We start from the raw sequence: 19,347 nt of genomic DNA on the forward strand, positions 1-19,347 counted from the left end.
CTTAAACTTTGAATTTTTGCAAAAATCGTTTATAGCTTTAACTATTGATACATCATACTAAATAAAAAATGCCTCAAATCTATGTCAAGTCTGAGGCATTTTTCTTTTAAATATTCTATTTTTTATTTTTTCTGAATTCTACCCTGCTTTACAAGGAGTTCTGCTATAAGCACTGCTCCACCTGCTGCTCCTCTTAACGTATTGTGGGAAAGTCCTACAAACTTGTACTGGAAGAGACTGTCTTCACGAAGTCTTCCTATGGAAACTCCCATTCCTCTCTCATAGTTTACATCAAGAGATACCTGAGGGCGGTTGTCCTCCTCAAGATACTGGATAAAGTGCTTAGGAGCACTTGGAAGTTCAAGCTCCTGTGGAAGTCCCTTGAAGCTTCTCCACTTTGCTATCATCTCTACTTTAGAAGGTTTCTTCTCAAAATCTACAAATACTGCAGCTGTATGACCGTTAAGTACAGGCACTCTTATACACTGGGTCGTAATAAGCGGAGCCTCAGCCTTAACTATGACACCGTTTTCAATCTTACCCCAGATACGAAGAGGTTCCTGCTCACTCTTTTCTTCTTCTCCTCCGATGTAAGGAATGATATTGCCAACCATTTCAGGCCAGTCACTAAAGTTCTTGCCTGCACCTGAGATTGCCTGATAGGTAGTAGCTACTACTCTTACAGGATTGAACTCCTTTAAGGCATGAAGTGCAGGAGCATAACTCTGGATTGAGCAGTTTGGCTTAACTGCAATAAAGCCTCTCTTAGTACCAAGTCTTTCCTGCTGGAACTTGATGACCTCAAGGTGCTCAGGGTTAAGCTCTGGCACAACCATAGGTACATCAGGTGTCCATCTGTGAGCAGAATTATTGGATACTACAGGAGTCTCAGTCTTTGCATAAGCCTCTTCTATAGCCTTAATCTCATCCTTTGTCATATCCACCGCACTAAATACAAAGTCAACCTGAGAACTAACCTTCTCTACGTCATTTACATTTTCAACAATTAACTTCTTTACCTTCTCAGGCATTGGAGTATCAAGCTTCCATCTGTCTCCAACTGCTTCTTCATAAGTCTTCCCGGCACTTCTTGGAGAAGCTGCCACGCAGACTACATCAAACCATTCGTGATTCTCTAGCAGAGAAAGAAATCTCTGGCCTACCATACCTGTTGCGCCAAGCACACCAACTTTTAATTTTTCCATATCTATCTCCTTGTCCTTCGCCTGTCTTTCTCAGACGAACATTTGTCTTTTTATCGATATAACGGCTATAGTACTACTTTTAGGGCTGAAATTCAAGGTTATTTTCAATATAATTTTAATTTTAGCAAATGTTTACAAAGGTGATTTCACATTTCTTTATTTTTGATGTACTATTACCATCTAAAAAGCTTATATCATAGTCATCAAGTTCTGTAATGTACCAGTCCTTTTGAAACACATTCATACCATACTTCTTTCTTGCCTTTTTTGTCTTATTAGACTTGTATGGCTTTTTATTCTTGTTTTTATTCTTATTCTTCTGTACCTTACTTTCAGGCTGGCTGCTGCCGTCTTTGTAATTAATCCTTATGCCGGGTTGAACATTGTAGCAATATACATTGAATGAAATTCCTTCGCCTCCATCCTCTACAGACTGTGCTTCCATCTGTACACCACGGGCAACTAAATCATTTCCCTTAAATATAGGCCTTACTCTATAAAGAACATGATTGCCTGTAGACTTCACATAGTCTGCAACCTGAATCTCAAAAGGCAGCATTCCTTCTACATTAAAATATCTTGTTCCCGTTATCAGGTTTCTTTCATTTGCATTTTCTCCTGCAAGCATAAAGGCAATCAGGTGGCATCTATTGTACAAATACCTGTCTTCAAGTATATCATCATACTTCACTGTATGCCAACCGCTTGGGCGCACATCTCTAATTGATTCTCTTGGGCTGGTAGGCATTAACTCCTTGCCTACATTTGCAAATGCAGGGCCGCATCTGCCTAGCTTATCAAGCTTACTGTATTCCTCTACTCTGTCTTTGTCCTTTTCTGAAAATGACGGCTTATTGTCATTTATTTCAACATAAGGAATGCCTCTGTACTTTGGCACATCCTTTATATCAACAGGTATACTTCTATCATTTTTATCATATACTTTTACATTGTCAGAAGTACCAAATAGACCAAGGTCACTTATGTTACAGCCTGCAAATGCCAGTCCAATTACAGATAGCAGAATGAGCAGGTTATTCTTTATTTTTCTAAAGCTTCGCATTAAACTGTCTCCTAAATACAAATATTATCTCTAACAGACACCAAACATAAGTTTGATTATAACAGTTTAAGCCCAATATTACAACAGGGTGAAGGTGTTTCTCTAATGATTTTTGATTATAGATGATAAACTTAAGTATTCCGTTAACAAATTCTAATTTGTGGAGTTATATAATCTAACCTAAGTGACGCTCCGAATGATAACATTTCAGACTCGCTCCGGCATCCGCTTCGCTTCGCCTAATGCGCTCGCTTAGAATTTATCATTCGAAGCTGGCACCTTAAATTTATGCAAATAATAACTAGAATACCGAATGAAAGACAGACACTACCTCCTGCCCCATGTGGCTGGTGTGTTTGTTTATGTCGGCTTATCAATCAAACAGCCTGAGCTGATAATACATTAAAAAATTCCTGAATCCGTGCAGTTATAGATCTAGCTTTCACGAAAATGCCTACAATACCATGGCTTATTAAAAGTTTTATATTTTATTACAATTTACCTGTAAGGTGAAGCCATATCATGATATAATAGTCCTGTAAATCAATGGTTTCGGGAGAAAAATATCTTTAATCATAAACGTCATATTACACTTGAAAACAGTAACATAATTGTTAAATTTACAAACGAGCAATTCATCCCTGCAAGTGGTCTAGCTGTCGTAGGCGCATTGCTTGGCAAACGAAATTCCACAAAAAACTTAACCATATGGATGTGACTAAGAACCGTTCACAGCGCCAGATTAAGAATGGAGATATTATCCTTACATACATCGGCATGTACCTCTAGACATTGATGTTACGCCTATGGACAATTCAAATACTTCAAAGCAGTGTGTTTCAAGAACCTATAAGGGTTTTGAAGGCAATGCACCAATGATGGCTTATATTGGTACGGCAGGCTATGCAGTGAATTTTGAACTCCATGAAGGAAAGCAGGAGCGGCTAATCGTTTATTAACCTTAAACATACCTATGCGCTTCTAACTTAACCTTTTACTAAGTTATAATCTTACACCTCCTCATTTAAACTATATCTAATTATGGAGGTGATAAGCATTGGACGAAAAAGAGAATTATAAGGACATTGGCAGGAGAATATCAGCAATACGTAAAAAAAATGGAATGACTCAGGAAGCTCTTGCAAATATGCTCTCTGTTACAACGAAACATATCAGCCATGTAGAGAATGGTACAAGTATGCTTTCTTTGAAGGCTTTTATCTTATTCTGTACTGAATTTTCATGCAGCCTAGACTATCTTATTTTTGGCAGGAACTTTTCAAATTTTGCTTTGCCTGATGGTATAAATGAGCTGATAAATGTTGGCTCTGAAAAAGATAGGGAAAGGCTTTTCAGGTATCTTGAAATTTTCGCAGAAATTTCAGGCCAAAAGAAATAAGTTCATACAATAATGAACTTAGACTTTATGTTCAGAATCCACTTTAAAATAGGTAGAATATGTCAAATATTCCACCTATTTCAAAGCTTATTTACAGCTATTTTATTAAGCTTACTTCTCCATTTTCCCATGATACCAGTAATCCCAGTCCTTGCCGTTTTTTTCTCTTGTACTAAACATTGTTTTTACTAATGCTGGCATTATCTTATTCCTCCTTATATTTGATTTTATCAGCCCCATCCATACTAGTATCGACACAGTTATAATATTTAATCAAATTATTAAAGACTAATTTGGTATCAGAAAAAAGAGATATTTAACTTAGTTTATAAGCTAGATATCTCTTATTATGTAATTTTGTTCTAAATGTAAAAATATCATTTATTCTGCGATTTTTATAGGCTCGTTACTATATTTATACGTAATTACTTCATCGGGATAATTAAAGCTTGAGCGGGTTGAAAAGATTTCCCTTAAAAGCAATTTTCCTTTACTATCTTTTTTAAATCTATAGCTTACAAACCATCCTTGTCCATCCTCAGGTCTATTATCATAAATAACATATCCATTGTTTACATACTTATCATTAGGCTTGAAATTTTTAAATATACTTTCTCTAGCATTCCAAAATCCTGATATATAAGTCTCATCATCCATTAAAGCCTTTTCAATGTTAAAAGTTGGGTCACCTACAGACATGCCGGCATTAACATCATAATATGCCCAATCACTTCCATTCTTTTTAACAGCTATAACATTATTTTTAAGGTCATCTTTAATTGTCCATAGGTCATACTCATTTGTCTGCTCATTCATAACCTTCATTTCTATTTCCCAAGTTGTATAAGCTTCCATATTTTTAACTATTTTTTCTTTTTCTCCTAAACTTAACAGTTCATTATTCACTATAGTTAGTTCACCAGCCGGAGCTTCAGCCTCAGCCTCTTTAATAAGGTTAGCATTATGCTTTTCAGTCTCACTAAGCATATTATCTGTAAACTGGTCAGCCTCTATGGTTGGATGATACCAGCTTTTACTGTTAAAATAATCCTGTAAATCTTTTGCTTTAAATTTCCTACCATATCTGGCATAAATTTCATTTCTAGCAGCTCTAAGAGTACCTTTATTCATCCCCATCAAATCCTGTTGTGATAAATATCTTGTATCGCTGTAAGGGATTATATAATCTGCATTTGCAGTATCTTCTATATTTTCTTCTATCTCCTCTTCTACAGGGTTGTCTTCTATTTTATCATTATTTTCTATTTTTTTACTGTCTACTGCTTTATTCTTATTATTTAATTCTTCTTCGTTCTTCTTAGATTCAACCTTATTATTTTCTTTAGCCTCACTATTTTCTGCATTCTCTATATCACTTGCCTTTATCATTTCCAAAATATCTTCCATAGAGAACTGAATATCATCTTTTCCTATAATCTTTTGCAAGACTATATTACTGGTATTTTCATCTCTTGTCTTATTGTAAATTGTCAAATTTCCAAAATTTATATTATCTTTTACTATAGTGAAGTCCATACTCATCTCTACTTCTTTACCGTCTGAATCTTTCATTGGAAAGTATCCTGTAAACTCAACTACATCATTTCCATCTTTTTTCCCAGCTTCTGCCCACTTTGTATTTTTAAAGTATGAATCAAAGGTTTTACCTATTTCTTTATCGGGATAATTCTGAAAAGTTCCTAATTTTACTGTATCAACTGCATTATCCGCATCTTTTACAGCTTGATACATAGTTAATATCAAACCTATTACAGCAGTTGCACCAAATATTATACCATACTGCTTCGCATAACTGTTTGCCTGTTTATATTCTCCACTATCGTTCTTTAAATGGCTTGGATTAAAACTCATAGCAAGTTTATCCATAACTTCATTTGCTGCCACAGCCTTTTTTAACCTTATACCCCTAAGCAGACGGTTTGAATTTAGTGTTCCTCTAGTTATTCCAAATTTTTCTCCTGAATACTCAGCAAATACTTTACCTTCCTTTAAAAAAAGTTTAACTTTTGTTTTCCCTTTTTTAGCAATCAGGTAATCTGAATATTGCTTTACAGCTAATTTATGATCTTTTTCTAATGCCTCTTTTAACATTTCTAGTGAAGAAGAACCAATATCAATTCCATCTGCATATTTATATATTAATGTGGTCAACAACTGAGTGCTTTTATATTCTAAATAAAGCATGTAAACTATTAATCCAAGTGGGGCTGCCAAAAATGGCAGCATTATTATATTAATCTGCATAAACTTTATAACCTTTCTGTAATCTATATTCTGCCTGATATCATTCATATTTTGGTATTTATTCCATAACATCAGGCAGAAATCTTTGTATCACCTTGTAATTACTTACTAAATATGCTTTTGAGTATAGCTATAGGAATTAACGCCCAGCCTAATACAAGTGCATACCCCAATTTTTTAATAAAAAAATTAAAACCATCTGAGTATATCACTACCTTATTCTCATAGAAAACTTTATTTACAGCCCAATATCCCGCTATTACATAAACTACCGCTAAAATTGCCATATTTTCACCTCATTTCAAATTATTAGATTAAATCTGTACATGCTTTAGGTTATTCCGAACTTCCCCATTTCCCTTTAGATAAACTTGCTGAACCTGAGTAACCAATACCATATGGATCCTCATCCCAACCATCATAAAACTCAAATCCTTCTCCTAATTTACCTTTATTGCAAACATAAGCTACTTCCCAATTTTGATATTTTACGCAAAAACGATAGCTATTTTTCGTCGTATTCATTTTTTTTATTTTCCAACGACTACTTACCTTACCATTTGTCCTATCATACTTTATAAAATAATCTCTAGTCACCTTCACATCATATCCGGCTGAGGAACTTTCACTATACCATCCTTTAATTTTATTATAGATTTTTTCAGGAACTGCATATTTTACTTTTGTTGTCTTTTTCTTCTTTACCGCTTTCACTACAATATGTATTTCATCATATACTGTAGGGCTTTCTTTAGAAGTTGCTCTTATTATTACTTCACCTGCTTTTTTACATTTTAGTACTCCATTTTTATAGACTGTTGCTATTTTCTTGTCTATGGACTTCCAGATTATCGTCTTATCACTTGCATTTTCAGGTGAAATCTTAGCAGTTAATGTATACTTATCTCCAACCTTAAAGTTAGTTTTTTTGCTTGTAATCTTAACCTCATCTGCTAAAACTTTCTCTTCAAATGCACACATAATAGAATAATCTACATGAGAGTCATGTTTAGCATCGTCACTAAAATAATCATATCCATCATAAACTCTTATATAATAATCACCCTTAGCTAAGACTTTTTCTTTTCCGTAAACAGTAGGATTATCTTCTGATTTTATTATATCTAATACTTTTCCATTTTCGTTTAATAATTCTGCTGTAAATAACCCTTTTGCCTTTTGTCTTGGGGTAATCATTTGAAGTTGTGCTTTTCCTGTACTCTCTAAAGTAAATTTATAATAATCTTCGTCTATTATCTTTCTACTTTCTGTTTCAACTAGTTCATTCAAATTTCCAGTATACTTCTTATTTACTGTTATCTTATTAGCAGTATCCTTAGTATCATTTTTTTCTACTTCAAATTCATCTCCTGCTTCTTCTTTATAAACTGCCTTTAGCGAATAATTATAAACATTAGTTGAAATTTTGATATAATAGACTCCTTTATCTACTCTAACTCTTTCGGTTTCATAATTTTCTCTCAACCTGACTTTTGCGCTTGCACCATTGATTCCTGCAATTTGTTCCAGATTACCATCAGGTAGTTCAAAATATAATTCGTATCCCATATAAGAACGATCATTATCGCTATAAGCTCCTATACTTAATTCTGTATACAAACTTCCTTTTTCTGTAATAACTATTTTATAATAATCTTTGTCAAACACTGAACCCATTCCACCTTTGTATAACATATTAGGCAGAATTACATTTGCAGTATCAAAACTATCATTATCCTCTTGCTCATACTCTGAAGCCAGTTCAGGTATAAATTTCATTTTATCTCCAGTTAAAATATCAAACTCATATTCACCTGCTGGAACACGCCTAAAATGAGTACTATCATCACCTTCCATGACTCCATATACTTTTTTATTATTTTTAGGATAAAGTCTGTCCCTATAGCCTTGTGTGCACTCAATCCTTCCCGGACTTGGAACAATATATGTACCTGACTCAGTCACTTCTTGATATGGTACTAAGACAGTTGGGGCATTTACTCCAGTCTCTGAGGCTTCTACAGCCATAGTATTTAGTGAATATACTCCGAATACCATTAACAATGATAAAATAAAATAAATAACTTTACTTTCTCTAAATCTCTTCATCTTTTATCCCTTTCATGTTTTTTCTTATTTAGGATATAGCTTAATGCTCCTTTCCTCCTTTCTTTAGCCTGTACATCTTAAACTTGTGCAACTATATCCTTATGACCTATTACAGCACTTTTATTATAATAATAGACCTATTAGTTATATCGGCTGATAGTTACCTTTTATTAACTCATTAAACATTTTTCTTACTCTATAGCAAAAAAATAAAAGCCCTACAATATATGTAGAACTCTTGAACATTATCTATAATAGGAAAATGTTCCTATTATAGATTTAATATTCCTAAATTCAAAAACTCCCTAATATAACTCTCAAATCTATTTCTCTTACAAAAAGTCACCTGTATCATATATCCTGACTACTCATATATATTACACCTAATACCATATAGTACAAAAATAATGTACTAAATACCCCTAAACAGACTGTTAAACCCACCAAATCAGTACCATTCATGCTACTACACAAAGTATTCTACCGCGTTCTCAGGGAAGAATTCTTTGAACTCACCATAGAGCTGAGCTGCTAAGGTTTTGTTGTGTGAAATGACAAGGGTGGGGAGGTTAAGTTTGGCTATGAAATTTGCCATCGTAAATGTCTTGCCTGAACCCGTATCCCCAAGCAGGGTCTGGAACTGGTTCCCCTCTTTGAAGCCTGTGGCAAGCTCTTCTATGGCCTGTGGCTGGTCTCCCGTTGGGGCATATTCGCTATGTAAAATGAAGTGGTCCATGGTTTAATTCTCCTAAAACAATCTTCTATTTAAGTATCAATATAGTATACTTAGGTTAAAAAGTATATAAAATAAGAGCCTGGAAAATTGTGGTTTCAAGGCTCCTATGTTATGTTTTGTTATAATTCATTGTATTGCTATGCTTTTGCTGTCTCATGCTCGTTAATTATCTTCTTTATTTCTTCTACACTCTTATCAGTGGCGATTGAAATTTGTTCTAATGAGAAATTATTACTGTGCATGTTCAGCACAACATTTTCAATCGCCTTTTCCGTAGCCTTTTCTGCAGCTCTTTCTTCAATTCCTAAGCTCAAGTTACACATAGTATCCACTTCCTCACCAACAGCATCTAAATAACTTGTAACTATTACGCTAAAACCGAATTATTATCTATAATCTCTTCGATTTCTGGGACACTTTTTTCTGCTACTTCAGATATCTGCTCCAAAGTATATCCTTTTTGATGCATCTTCATAATAAAGTCTATCAAATTCTTTTCTGTTACCTTTGCTGTTACTTCTGCTGTTACTTCTGCTGTTACCCTATCCACTATTCCCTGGCTTAAGTTACACATAGTATCCACTTCCTTTCTAAAATCGTTGCTAAGAGGAATCTTATATTCCTTTTCTATAATATCCAGTTTCTCATTTTCTCTCAATCTGTCTGACAATAAAGCTCCTATCAATCGATGTAACTCATACTTTTCATCATGTTCAGGAAGCTCATTTGTCACTCCAAGCATTACGATATTAAGCAAGTCTTCGTTTCCCTTCCAGTCACAAGGCTCTAACATCTCATCTTTTTTAAGGTGAAAATGGCTTAGACTATTATTACTCATATTCATACATACCCAGATACTGAATACCTGCTTTATATCGTCATAGTTTGTATTTACAAAATCTCTTTCCTTTTGTGACGATATAAGTCTACTCACGTAGAAGATTGCTCTATTTAGTATCTTATATGAAACAGGTTCATCCTTTTGAGCCTCAACATTCACTATTATCTGTGAAAGTCCATTCTTTAAGCGTACATAAAATATAATATCAAACCTAATCAACCCTTCGTTTGCTTCCACATTCTCAGAGTTCAAGCCTTTAACTCTTTGTCCTGACTCATCTGTTCTTTCTATATTGGTTAGTCCAGGTTCTACCGGTACAATACCTATCTTAGGCTCTCCTTCGATGTATGTCACTATATCATTAGGATTCATACCTTTAAACTCATCGACTGTTTTTGCTAAAATATGAGCCAATATGTGTTTCTCTGACAATATTCTCTTCACTCGATTATCATACTGTGCCTTGTCTCCAGCGACATTTACTGCGTTTTTTATCTCTGTATTCAATATTACTTTCCCCCTAACCCTTCTTTACATCATTATAAGCTAAATCTAGATAATAAGCAACTTGAAAAATGAATAACAAATAGCTTTGTTATTTGAAAAAGTAAAGTCCGCATTGGTACGGATTTTACTTATTCCGAATACCAGTATTAACTCACTGGACTTTACTAATTCTAAAGATTGTATGTATAGCTATGGAGTTTACTGATTACATGTTTTAAATATATATATGGTGTGAGAACTCATTGGGTTAGGGTTATATATTATAAACCAAAGGAGTTTTTAACTATGAGCAAATACTTACATCTTTCTTTAGGCATGCGTTCCGATATAGAGGTTATGCTTGCTAAAAAATTAGTTTCAATAGGATTGTATGCTTAAGCCTCCATATGTATGCAACGGATGCCAAGATAGAAAAAAGTGCTACTGAAAAAAATACTCTATCGGGCAATAAATGCAGATAACAGGTACAGGAAAACGTTATCTGAGTCAAGAACAGGTGTTAATATAACTGAGGAAGAAATTAAACATTTAGACGGAATAGTTAGTCTGCTTTTGCTAAAAGGTCAGTCTATAAGACATATTTTTAATAACCATTCCGATGAAATCATGATTTCTGATAAAACACTTTACTCATACGTTAACAACAGCCTGTTTACTGCCAGAAACATTGATATGCCACGCACTGTAAGAATGAGTCCAAGAAAAAATAAGAGCAAGACATTAAAGATAGATAAGTCGTACAAAATTCTATGTGAGCACATTATATAGCCCTACAACTTATTACATTCATAAATCTATGGTGCCAGCTCCGAATGATAAATTCTAAGCGAGCGCATTAGGCGGAGCGTAGCGGATGCCGGAGCGAGTCTGAAATGTTATCATTCGGAGCGTCACTGCGAGGGTAGATAGCTAATGATATTAAATTATTAATGATATTTCCCTTATCTTATGTTATCATTTTAAAAGGAGGTTGTTATGATTAAGAAAATTATCGCACTTTGTGCATTTACACTTATTCTCTATGGATGTAAGGGAACTGCTGTTTCCAATGCTTCATCACAGGCTGAGCCATCTTTAGCAGGTGCAGAGCAAGGTAGCGTTTCTGATTCAGCTTCACAGGCAGATACAGCTAACAATTCCTCTATTCTAGCAAATGCTAGTAAAACTGAGGAAGAAGCACAGTCATTTGTGCATCCTTCCGGTAAGACTCTAGCAAAACGAATACTTACTCCTAAGGGCTATAAACGAACAAAGGCTAAAAAAGGAAGCTTTGAAGCATTTCTTAGAAACTATAAATTAAAGCCTGACGGTTCTCCCGTACTTTTATATGATGGGCGTGAAAAAGGGAATCAGTCTGCCCATATAGCAGTCTTTAAGCTCCCTATAGAAAACGAAGACCTCCAGCAGTGCGCAGATTCAATTATGAGGGTTTACGGTGAATATTATTATGGCAAAAAAGCATATGATAAAATCACCTTCCCTCTGGGAAATGGCTTTATAGCTGATTTTTATAAATGGAGAAGAGGATATTCAATTAGCGTGAGCGGTAATAAGATTGCTTGGGTTTATTCTTCAAAAAATGACAGCAGTTATGACTCTTTTAAGAGATTTATGAGGATAGTTTTTGCCTACTCAGGTACTTTGAATATGGACTATTCCTCTAAGAAGATAAAGCTGTCTGAAGCTCGGGTTGGGGATATATTTGTAAGGGGCGGGAGTCCCGGCCATGTGGTTATGATTGCAGACATCTGTAAGAACAAAAAAGGTAAAAAGGCTTATCTTCTGGCACAGGGCTATCTACCTGCCCAAGAGTTTCAGCTTCTTAAGAATCCTCTTCATGAGGATAACCCTTGGTACTTTGAAGAGGAGATTAAATATCCCCTTAGAACCCCCGAGTATTCTTTTGATAAGGGAAGTCTCAGAAGATATAAATAATTTCATTTTGCTAATCTTTAAATTTTATCGTTTACAAAACTAATATTTATCTTAGCCGTTGTTTATAAAACGAGGGTGAAGTCCGGTTTAAGGATTCCACCCTCGTTTATTATTTACTGGTTCTTATTCATCTCACTGCTTTTTTTACATCTCATAACAATTTCATACGCTCCCATTAAAATAGTTATAAGCATTAAAATATAGCATATTGCTGTAATTATCACATTTTGTTTTGATACTAATACTAATAATAAATAGGATACAGATAAACACATCAGCACAAGTAACTGAATTGTCGCAAATTTAGAGCCTAAATCAAACTCTTCATATTCTTTTGCGACATAAGTTCCTTTTTTCTTAAGTATCAGTTCTTCATATAGGACTTTTACAGCTAAAACCAGACTTACAGCAATCGCTAATATCCCCCATGCAAAAAACACAGGGTTGTCAGAATTAATAAAGATACCCATTCCACTTCCTAGCACTATAGTAAGAAGTAATCTTTTATCCATATTCTCTTTTTTCATATAATATCCTTTGCTTAAATAAGTTATAAAAAAACTAATGCTTGCCTTTAATCTTAAATTCTGTAATTAAAATTCAAATTTATTTCTAAAATACTCTCTAAGTTCTGATATAGCCACTCTTTCCTGCTCCATGCTATCTCTGTCTCTGACTGTAACCATACCGTCTGTCTCTGAATCAAAGTCATAGGTAATACAGAATGGAGTTCCTATCTCATCCTGTCTTCTATATCTCTTACCGATAGCTCCTCTGTCATCATACTCACAGTTCCAGTCCTTTGAAAGCTCAGCATATACCTTTTCAGCACCCTCACCAAGCTTCTTGGAAAGCGGAAGCACTGCCACCTTAACAGGTGCAAGAAAAGGATGGAAACGAAGTACAGTACGCACATCACCGCCCTCAAGTTCCTCTTCATCATAGGCGCCACAAAGGAAAGCAAGAGTAACTCTATCTGCACCAAGAGAAGGCTCTACTACATAAGGAATGTATTTTTCCTTCTTCTCATCATCAAAATACTCCATAGGCTCACCTGATACTTCCTGATGTCTGCCAAGGTCATAGTCAGTTCTATCTGCTATTCCCCATAGCTCTCCCCAGCCAAATGGGAATAAGAACTCGATATCAGTAGTTCCCTTTGAATAGAAAGAAAGCTCCTCAGGATCGTGGTCACGAAGACGCATCTCTTCTTCTTTCATACCAAGTGAGATGAGCCAGTCTTTACAGAACTGTCTCCAGTAGTGGAACCATTCCATATCTGTACCCGGTTCACAGAAGAACTCAAGCTCCATCTGCTCAAACTCTCTGGTACGGAAGGTAAAGTTACCTGGTGTAATCTCATTTCTAAATGACTTTCCTATCTGTCCAATACCAAATGGAATCTTCTTCCTTGAGGTACGCTGAACATTCTTAAAGTTAACAAAGATACCCTGAGCTGTCTCAGGACGAAGGTAAACAACAGCTTTGCTATCCTCTGTAATTCCCTGGAAGGTCTTAAACATGAGGTTGAACTGACGGATATCAGTGAAATCATGCTTTCCACAGCTAGGACAAGGGATTTCGTGCTCGTCCACAAAGCTCTTCATCTCTTCATTGGTCCAACCATCTACAGAGCATCTTAATGCTATGTCCTTTTCTTTTGCAAAACCTTCAATGAGCTTGTCCGCTCTAAATCTCTCGTGACAGCACTTACAGTCCATAAGAGGATCTGAAAAGCTGCCAAGATGTCCTGATGCTATCCAAGTCTGGGGATTCATAAGGATGGCACAGTCAACGCCTACATTGTAAGGACTCTCCTGAATAAACTTTTTCCACCAGGCCTTCTTAACATTGTTCTTAAGCTCTACACCTAAATTACCGTAATCCCAAGTATTGGCAAGTCCCCCATAAATCTCCGAGCCCGGATACACAAAACCTCTCGCCTTAGCTAAAGCCACAATCTTCTCCATAGTTTTTTCCATAAGTCTACCTCTCTTTCTTTGATTCACTTTATTGTCAATACCTTAACAATCATTTAGAATATACTACCACGGCTTCATTCCCCTCGTCAACCCTAATATGGTGCGAATCGTAAAGATTCCCCCCGGAATAGTATTTAATCTTGTCTCCGGTCTGGAAAAGCACCGGCCCCTTTACTACTGCAATATTGTATTCATCTGAAAGAACCTCCCCCGCAGCCTTCTTTTCTCCTGCATCAGAGTCTGCCTCAGTAAAGCTTAGCTCTCCAAACTCAGACAGAGCCTTATCTGCCTTAATGAACCTGGCATTGTTCTCCCCTTTTTTGTTGTTAAATGCCTCATAAATCTCAGAACTCTTAAAGGTAAGCACAGCCTTTACCTTACCGCTTTTAAGTTCAATCTCGCTTAGGACTGCGGCCTTGTCGCCGTATTTCTTATTATAGCTGCTAAGCTCAGAGGAAATATAGCCCTTTAGTTCGTCAAGATTTAGATATTTTTCATTAAAATCTTCTACATAGGCTACCTGGCTGCTGCCGTCAGACCTCATGTATATCGTCTCTTCTTTAACCTCATCCGCCTTTATTTCCTTCGGCATTCCATTGCAGGAGGAAAGTAAAACTGTGGTAATTACCATTCCAAAAGCTAAAAGAGTGTTCTTCTTCATTCTCATACCTCTCTTATCATTTCTAAGGATTTAAACCTAGTATCAGTATTTAAATCCCTGTACTCTTCGGCAAGCTCAATAAATTCCTTTTTTGATTCAGCTTCCAGGTTAAAAGAAAATAACTTGGTCACATCAGTTGCCGAGACTACTCTTAGTGCATATATTGTTGAAGGTCTAAGCTGTCTTCCCAAAAATCGTCCTTCATCTATACTAGGCATTATACCCTCAATTTCAAATATTTTCCACTCAAATATTGCCTTTACAAAGTCAGGAGTTAACTCATCCACCTTTGCTTCAAGGGCTTTAAGCGCCATGTATATAAGGTTTACAAGGTTCTTGCCTCCTATATTTTCCCTAGAAAAGTAGGATGCAAGCTCTAAAAAATAGAAACCATAATAAACCCTGTCTATATCCATCTTCAATTCGTTAAAGTAATTTACTATCTTTACCTCAAGCAAAGTATATGCATTCTTACCTGAAACAAGCTTGAACTTGCCGAAAGTAAGAGGATCTGTGCCGGCAAGCAGCTTGCTGTTGGTTCTTCTTGCGCCCCTTGCAAAAGCATGAATCTTGCCAAGCTCTGCAGTTATTATCACAAGGCGCTTATCGTATTCACCTATTGGCATACAGGAAACAACAACTCCCGAAACCTCTATCTCATCTGTCAAAGATTACTCCTCTTTATACCCGAAGTTCTTCATAAGGGAATCTGAATTTCTCCAATCTTTCTTAACCTTAACCCAAAGATTAAGATTTACCTTCATTCCGAGAAGGTCAGATATCTGATGCCTTGCATTTGTTCCTATTTCCTTTAGCATAGCACCCTTCTTCCCAATGATGATGCCCTTATGAGAATCTCTTTCACAAAAAATGGTTGCCTCAATGTTCATTATATTCTTATGACTGTGTCTGACCGAAGTATCTTTTTCTTCCTTCATGCTCTCAATCATAACAGCAACTCCGTGAGGCACTTCATCCTTCAGCCTCCTTAGAGTCTGCTCTCTAATCAGCTCCGCTGTAATCTGCCTTTCAGCCTGGTCAGTAACCACATCCTCATCATAGTACATAGGACCTTCAGGAAGTAAGTCAAATACAGTTTTAAGAAGGTCATCTTTATTCTCTCCCGTAACCGCAGATACAGGTATGCAGGCCTTAAAGTCCACTATGTCTTTGTACTTGTCAATGACAGGGAGGAGTTCTCCCTTTTCCACTGTGTCTATCTTGTTTACCACAAGTATAACCGGTGTCCTGGTAGTTTCAAGCAGCTTTGCTATATGCTGCTCTCCCTTGCCGATAAAGGTAGTAGGCTCAACCAGCCAAAGTACCACATCTACCTCAGAAAGAGTTCTCTCAGCTACAGAGTCCATATATTCACCAAGCTTGTTCTGCGCCTTGTGGATACCCGGTGTGTCAAGGAAGATAATCTGCCCTACCTCATCTGTGTACACTGTCTGAATCCTGTTTCTTGTGGTTTGCGGCTTAGAAGAGGTAATTGCAATCTTCTGACCGATAAGATTATTCATAAGAGTTGATTTGCCTACATTGGGCCTGCCTATAAGGGTTACAAAACCTGACTTAAATTTTCCCATTCATTCTCCTTGTTTATCATTATGACAAAAGACTTGATACTTCATCAAACTTATCAGAGTTTTCCTTTATTTTAGCCTCTGAGCCTATAACTACCATAATCTTCTCATCAAGTACAGCCTTTACATATTTAGCCATGTCTCTTATATCAGATGCAGTAGTTCCTATCATTTCCTTTCTTGACTTTCTTATATCATCTTCCGTAATACCGCTCATATATGCGTTAAATGACCTTTCACCGTCTGCAAAAGGAGTCAGCGGAATATCGGCACTTCCTACAGCTCCAATCACATACTTGGTTACCTCTTTTTCGTCGGCGTTAAAGCCCGCAACAAATTCTGTCACGCTCTCATATACTTCATTTGTCTCCATAAGCTTAGGGTCTCTGTAGGAAGAGAAGGATGAATCTCCATTTCTGTCAAACTTGCTGTAACAGCCGTAAGCTCCGCCCTTAACCCTGACATTTACCCAAAGGTATTCATAGCTAAGAAGCACATTTAAGACGCTTAGGACACCTGTATAAGGAAGACCTGAAGCCACAAAGTTACCCGCTCTGGTCACATACTGTACCTGACCCGAGGCAGTATACCCTTTCGCACATAAGCCTTCTTTTCTATTTGCCTTAAATTCTTTAATTTCATGCCTTATATTATCGCAAAGGAGGTCATCTCCTGCCTTCTCACCTCTAGGAAGCTCTTTAACTATGTTAGTTAGCTTATCACAAGAAGCATCATAGTTTTCATCATCTACAGTAAGACTTACAATAAGACGCTCTTTTACAAAGTATTTTTTAATGAGAGAATTTAGCTTAGTATAGAGCTCTTCTTTCCCCTCTTCAAAATTCTCTGCCAATTCCTTTATAAACTTGTAGAAGCTAAGGCCTGAAAGTCTCTCTCCCATCCTTCCATTAACTGAGAAATATGACTTCGCAAGCAGAGCAGATACCCTGTCTCCACTTGTCTCAAAGTCCATTTCCATACCTGATATATTTTCTCTTAGTATCTCGACTATTCTCTTATCACTGTGCGAATCAAGCCTTGACTCATAGAGCATCTCAGGAATAAGATTAAGCCCCTTCTCAGCCTGTGAAACAAGCGATTTAAAGCTAACTGAATAGTTGGTAAGCACCTTGTTTCTATCAGCCTTATCTGTATATACCTCGATATTGGTATGAACACCTCCTGTATACATAAGGGTTTCAGATACAAAGTCAGAATAGCCTCTTTTTTTAGTATCAATGAGTCCCAAAAGGTCTGTAAGCAGCCCAAAATACTGTAGTTCATCAGCCTCCATATCGCTGATGTCAAAATTAAGCCTGAGATACATAATACCGTTTGTATTTACCTTGTGCCAGATTAACGGGCTGCCATTTATCTCTTTTTCTATGTTCTTAAGAGGCTTTATCTCAGGAGAGATGTCACTTCTTTCAAGAGTTGGAAGCTTTGCCACATCCTCTTGAGACGATGGCTCTTCCTGGAAGGCTCTTAGTTTCTCACTGCTCTTTTTAAGAGCAGTTATATCGTCTTCACTTAGGCTTTCTTTGTACTTAGCGAGCTTCTTCTTTAACTCTTCCTCAATCCTGTCATTTTTATTCTTCTCAGGAACGAGAGTGAATATAAGCTTATGTTCATTTTCAAGAAGGTATTTTCTAACCAGCTCCTCAAAGTAGCCTGTACCAATCTTGCTTCTAAGCAGGTCATAGTTCTTGCCTGCATCTGCCAGCTCAAACACAAGATTGTCATCATAAAGCCAGCTTGTATACATATTGATGCCAAGGATGAGGCCTGCTGGATACCTTCCTGAATCCTGTTCACGGTACTTAAACTCAGAATAGTTGATTGCTGAAGTAAGCTTCTTTTCATCTATTCCTTCATTTACAATCTTTCTAAGCTCAGTCTCTATTATCCTTACAAATTCGTCCTTCTTATCTGCCTCAGTTCCTGTCGCATGAATAGAAAATGTAGGCTGAAGCATATGGTTTGAAAGACTTGAAGAGATTTCCTTGCCTATACCTGCCTCTATGAGAGCCTTTTTAACAGGTGCCCCCGGTGCATCCATAAGTACAAATCTCAGTAGCTGTAAGGCACCCATAGTGAAAGTATCTGTAACCACACCTGTAACTACATTGTAGGAAAGGAAGGTTTTTTCTTTCATGTCTTCGCTTTCCGCAAGTGAGTAGCTATCGGACAAATCACCTCCTACAGGCTTTTGAAGAGGGATATCAGACCTTGGATCAATCTTATCAAAGTCCTTTAAGTATTCCTTATCAAGGAATTCAAGTCTCTCCTCTATATCAAAATTTCCGTACAAAATGATGTATGAATTTGACGGGTGATAAAAACGCTTGTGAAATGCCACATAGTTCTCGTAAGTAAGTTCAGGAATAACCTCCGGATCTCCACCTGACTCAATTCCATAAGGTGTATCAGGATAAAGAGCCTCTCTTACACGCAGATCCTCTACCTCGTCAGGAGATGAGAAAGCACCCTTCATCTCATTGTATACGACTCCATTTATGATAAGCTCGCCACTCTCCTCATCCAGTTCATAATGCCAGCCTTCCTGCTCAAATATTGCTTTGTTAGTATATAGATTCGGATAAAATACCGCATCCAGGTACACACTCATAAGGTTCTTAAAGTCTTTGTCATTGCAGCTTGCCACAGGATAAATCGTCTTATCCGGATAGGTCATTGCATTTAAGAAGGTATTAAGTGAACCCTTAGCCATCTCAATGAACGGGTCTTTTGAAGGGTATTTTTTAGAACCGCAAAGTACTGTATGTTCAACTATATGGGCCACTCCTGTAGAATCTTCAGGAGGAGTTTTAAATCCTATACAGAAAACCTTATTTTCATCTTCATTTGAAATAAGGGCAAGTCTTGCCCCGCTCTTTTTATGCCTTAAATATATACCCAGAGCCTTGATATCCTTCAGCTCCTTAGTGCTAATTAACTCATATTGCTCCGGGATTGCTACCTCATTTATGTTTTTAATGCTTCTACTCATCTAAAATATCCTTTCCCTCATCTCTTTTACTCTCAAAAGAAATATGTT

The 19,347-nt window shown here is 36.6% G+C and carries 16 protein-coding genes and 2 pseudogenes; 4 read left to right on the plus strand and 14 right to left on the minus strand.

All coding sequences use genetic code 11. The features are described 5' to 3' along the window. Nucleotides 1–122: 122 nt before the first annotated feature. The gene (gene asd, locus JJN12_RS07750; RefSeq protein ID WP_208429136.1) at nucleotides 123–1,205 is read right to left on the minus strand and encodes an aspartate-semialdehyde dehydrogenase; all 1,083 of its coding nucleotides are present in this window, start codon (nucleotides 1,203–1,205) and stop codon (nucleotides 123–125) included. Nucleotides 1,206–1,326: 121 nt separating this feature from the next. Next, complete coding sequence (locus JJN12_RS07755) at nucleotides 1,327–2,268, minus strand: DNA/RNA non-specific endonuclease (RefSeq protein ID WP_208429137.1); 942 nt, start codon at nucleotides 2,266–2,268, stop codon at nucleotides 1,327–1,329. Nucleotides 2,269–2,833: 565 nt separating this feature from the next. Between JJN12_RS07755 and JJN12_RS07760 the strand changes: the two are divergent. Together JJN12_RS07760 and JJN12_RS07765 are read left to right on the plus strand one after the other, a co-directional pair. Beyond that, nucleotides 2,834–3,206: pseudogene (locus JJN12_RS07760) on the plus strand (IS1380 family transposase); the annotation flags it as partial. 119 nt (nucleotides 3,207–3,325) lie between these two features. Further along, complete coding sequence (locus JJN12_RS07765; protein WP_208429138.1) at nucleotides 3,326–3,667, plus strand: helix-turn-helix domain-containing protein; 342 nt, start codon at nucleotides 3,326–3,328, stop codon at nucleotides 3,665–3,667. A 381-nt stretch (nucleotides 3,668–4,048) separates the two neighbouring features. Here the strand turns inward: JJN12_RS07765 and JJN12_RS07770 are convergent, their stop codons facing one another. The 6 genes and pseudogenes from JJN12_RS07770 to JJN12_RS07795 form a co-directional block, all read right to left on the minus strand. Next, nucleotides 4,049–5,980, minus strand: coding sequence for a YARHG domain-containing protein (locus JJN12_RS07770; protein ID WP_208429139.1), 1,932 nt, complete (start codon nucleotides 5,978–5,980; stop codon nucleotides 4,049–4,051). Between the two features lie 53 nt (nucleotides 5,981–6,033). Continuing rightward, nucleotides 6,034–6,219 (minus strand): cystinosin-like protein, encoded by a 186-nt coding sequence (locus tag JJN12_RS07775; protein WP_208429140.1) that lies wholly within the window; start codon nucleotides 6,217–6,219, stop codon nucleotides 6,034–6,036. Nucleotides 6,220–6,268: 49 nt separating this feature from the next. Further along, entirely contained in the window at nucleotides 6,269–8,041 is a 1,773-nt protein-coding gene (locus JJN12_RS07780; protein ID WP_208429141.1) for an Ig-like domain-containing protein, read from the minus strand. 469 nt (nucleotides 8,042–8,510) lie between these two features. Then, nucleotides 8,511–8,777 (minus strand): annotated as a pseudogene (locus JJN12_RS07785) (DEAD/DEAH box helicase family protein); the annotation flags it as partial. A 137-nt stretch (nucleotides 8,778–8,914) separates the two neighbouring features. Further along, entirely contained in the window at nucleotides 8,915–9,100 is a 186-nt protein-coding gene (locus tag JJN12_RS07790; protein WP_208429142.1) for a hypothetical protein, read from the minus strand. Nucleotides 9,101–9,144: 44 nt separating this feature from the next. Then, the gene (locus tag JJN12_RS07795; protein ID WP_208429143.1) at nucleotides 9,145–10,125 is read right to left on the minus strand and encodes a hypothetical protein; all 981 of its coding nucleotides are present in this window, start codon (nucleotides 10,123–10,125) and stop codon (nucleotides 9,145–9,147) included. A gap of 417 nt (nucleotides 10,126–10,542) precedes the next feature. Here JJN12_RS07795 and JJN12_RS07800 point away from each other — a divergent pair, with 417 nt between their 5' ends. Both JJN12_RS07800 and JJN12_RS07805 read left to right on the plus strand, forming a co-directional pair. After that, nucleotides 10,543–10,893: a hypothetical protein gene (locus tag JJN12_RS07800; protein ID WP_208429144.1), complete on the plus strand. Its 351-nt coding sequence runs from the start codon at nucleotides 10,543–10,545 to the stop codon at nucleotides 10,891–10,893. A gap of 207 nt (nucleotides 10,894–11,100) precedes the next feature. Beyond that, nucleotides 11,101–12,060, plus strand: coding sequence for a DUF4846 domain-containing protein (locus JJN12_RS07805; RefSeq protein WP_208429145.1), 960 nt, complete (start codon nucleotides 11,101–11,103; stop codon nucleotides 12,058–12,060). A 113-nt stretch (nucleotides 12,061–12,173) separates the two neighbouring features. Here the strand turns inward: JJN12_RS07805 and JJN12_RS07810 are convergent, their stop codons facing one another. The 6 genes from JJN12_RS07810 to JJN12_RS07835 form a co-directional block, all read right to left on the minus strand. Beyond that, complete coding sequence (locus JJN12_RS07810; RefSeq protein ID WP_208429146.1) at nucleotides 12,174–12,587, minus strand: hypothetical protein; 414 nt, start codon at nucleotides 12,585–12,587, stop codon at nucleotides 12,174–12,176. A 66-nt stretch (nucleotides 12,588–12,653) separates the two neighbouring features. Further along, nucleotides 12,654–14,042, minus strand: a complete 1,389-nt coding sequence (locus tag JJN12_RS07815) for a glycine--tRNA ligase (protein ID WP_208429147.1) — start codon at nucleotides 14,040–14,042, stop codon at nucleotides 12,654–12,656. Between the two features lie 49 nt (nucleotides 14,043–14,091). After that, nucleotides 14,092–14,703: a hypothetical protein gene (locus JJN12_RS07820; RefSeq protein ID WP_208429148.1), complete on the minus strand. Its 612-nt coding sequence runs from the start codon at nucleotides 14,701–14,703 to the stop codon at nucleotides 14,092–14,094. A gap of 2 nt (nucleotides 14,704–14,705) precedes the next feature. Then, nucleotides 14,706–15,371 (minus strand): DNA repair protein RecO, encoded by a 666-nt coding sequence (recO, locus tag JJN12_RS07825; protein ID WP_208429149.1) that lies wholly within the window; start codon nucleotides 15,369–15,371, stop codon nucleotides 14,706–14,708. A gap of 3 nt (nucleotides 15,372–15,374) precedes the next feature. Continuing rightward, nucleotides 15,375–16,292, minus strand: coding sequence for a GTPase Era (gene era, locus JJN12_RS07830; protein ID WP_208429150.1), 918 nt, complete (start codon nucleotides 16,290–16,292; stop codon nucleotides 15,375–15,377). A 19-nt stretch (nucleotides 16,293–16,311) separates the two neighbouring features. Continuing rightward, complete coding sequence (locus JJN12_RS07835; RefSeq protein WP_208429151.1) at nucleotides 16,312–19,299, minus strand: insulinase family protein; 2,988 nt, start codon at nucleotides 19,297–19,299, stop codon at nucleotides 16,312–16,314. Nucleotides 19,300–19,347 lie beyond the last annotated feature (48 nt).

The sequence above is a fragment of the Catonella massiliensis genome (genome assembly GCF_016651435.1).
GTDB classification, from domain to species: Bacteria; Bacillota; Clostridia; order Lachnospirales; family Lachnospiraceae; genus Catonella; species Catonella massiliensis.

Bases quoted from the DNA above. Each gene is read 5' to 3' on its own strand.
- asd (WP_208429136.1), bottom strand. From the start codon at position 1,205: ATGGAAAAATTAAAAGTTGGTGTGCTTGGCGCAACAGGTATGGTAGGC.
- JJN12_RS07755 (WP_208429137.1), bottom strand. From the start codon at position 2,268: ATGCGAAGCTTTAGAAAAATAAAGAATAACCTGCTCATTCTGCTATCT.
- JJN12_RS07770 (WP_208429139.1), bottom strand. From the start codon at position 5,980: ATGAATGATATCAGGCAGAATATAGATTACAGAAAGGTTATAAAGTTT.
- JJN12_RS07775 (WP_208429140.1), bottom strand. From the start codon at position 6,219: ATGGCAATTTTAGCGGTAGTTTATGTAATAGCGGGATATTGGGCTGTA.
- JJN12_RS07780 (WP_208429141.1), bottom strand. From the start codon at position 8,041: ATGAAGAGATTTAGAGAAAGTAAAGTTATTTATTTTATTTTATCATTG.
- JJN12_RS07790 (WP_208429142.1), bottom strand. From the start codon at position 9,100: ATGTGTAACTTGAGCTTAGGAATTGAAGAAAGAGCTGCAGAAAAGGCT.
- JJN12_RS07805 (WP_208429145.1), top strand. From the start codon at position 11,101: ATGATTAAGAAAATTATCGCACTTTGTGCATTTACACTTATTCTCTAT.
- JJN12_RS07810 (WP_208429146.1), bottom strand. From the start codon at position 12,587: ATGAAAAAAGAGAATATGGATAAAAGATTACTTCTTACTATAGTGCTA.
- JJN12_RS07815 (WP_208429147.1), bottom strand. From the start codon at position 14,042: ATGGAAAAAACTATGGAGAAGATTGTGGCTTTAGCTAAGGCGAGAGGT.
- JJN12_RS07820 (WP_208429148.1), bottom strand. From the start codon at position 14,703: ATGAAGAAGAACACTCTTTTAGCTTTTGGAATGGTAATTACCACAGTT.
- era (WP_208429150.1), bottom strand. From the start codon at position 16,292: ATGGGAAAATTTAAGTCAGGTTTTGTAACCCTTATAGGCAGGCCCAAT.
- JJN12_RS07835 (WP_208429151.1), bottom strand. From the start codon at position 19,299: ATGAGTAGAAGCATTAAAAACATAAATGAGGTAGCAATCCCGGAGCAA.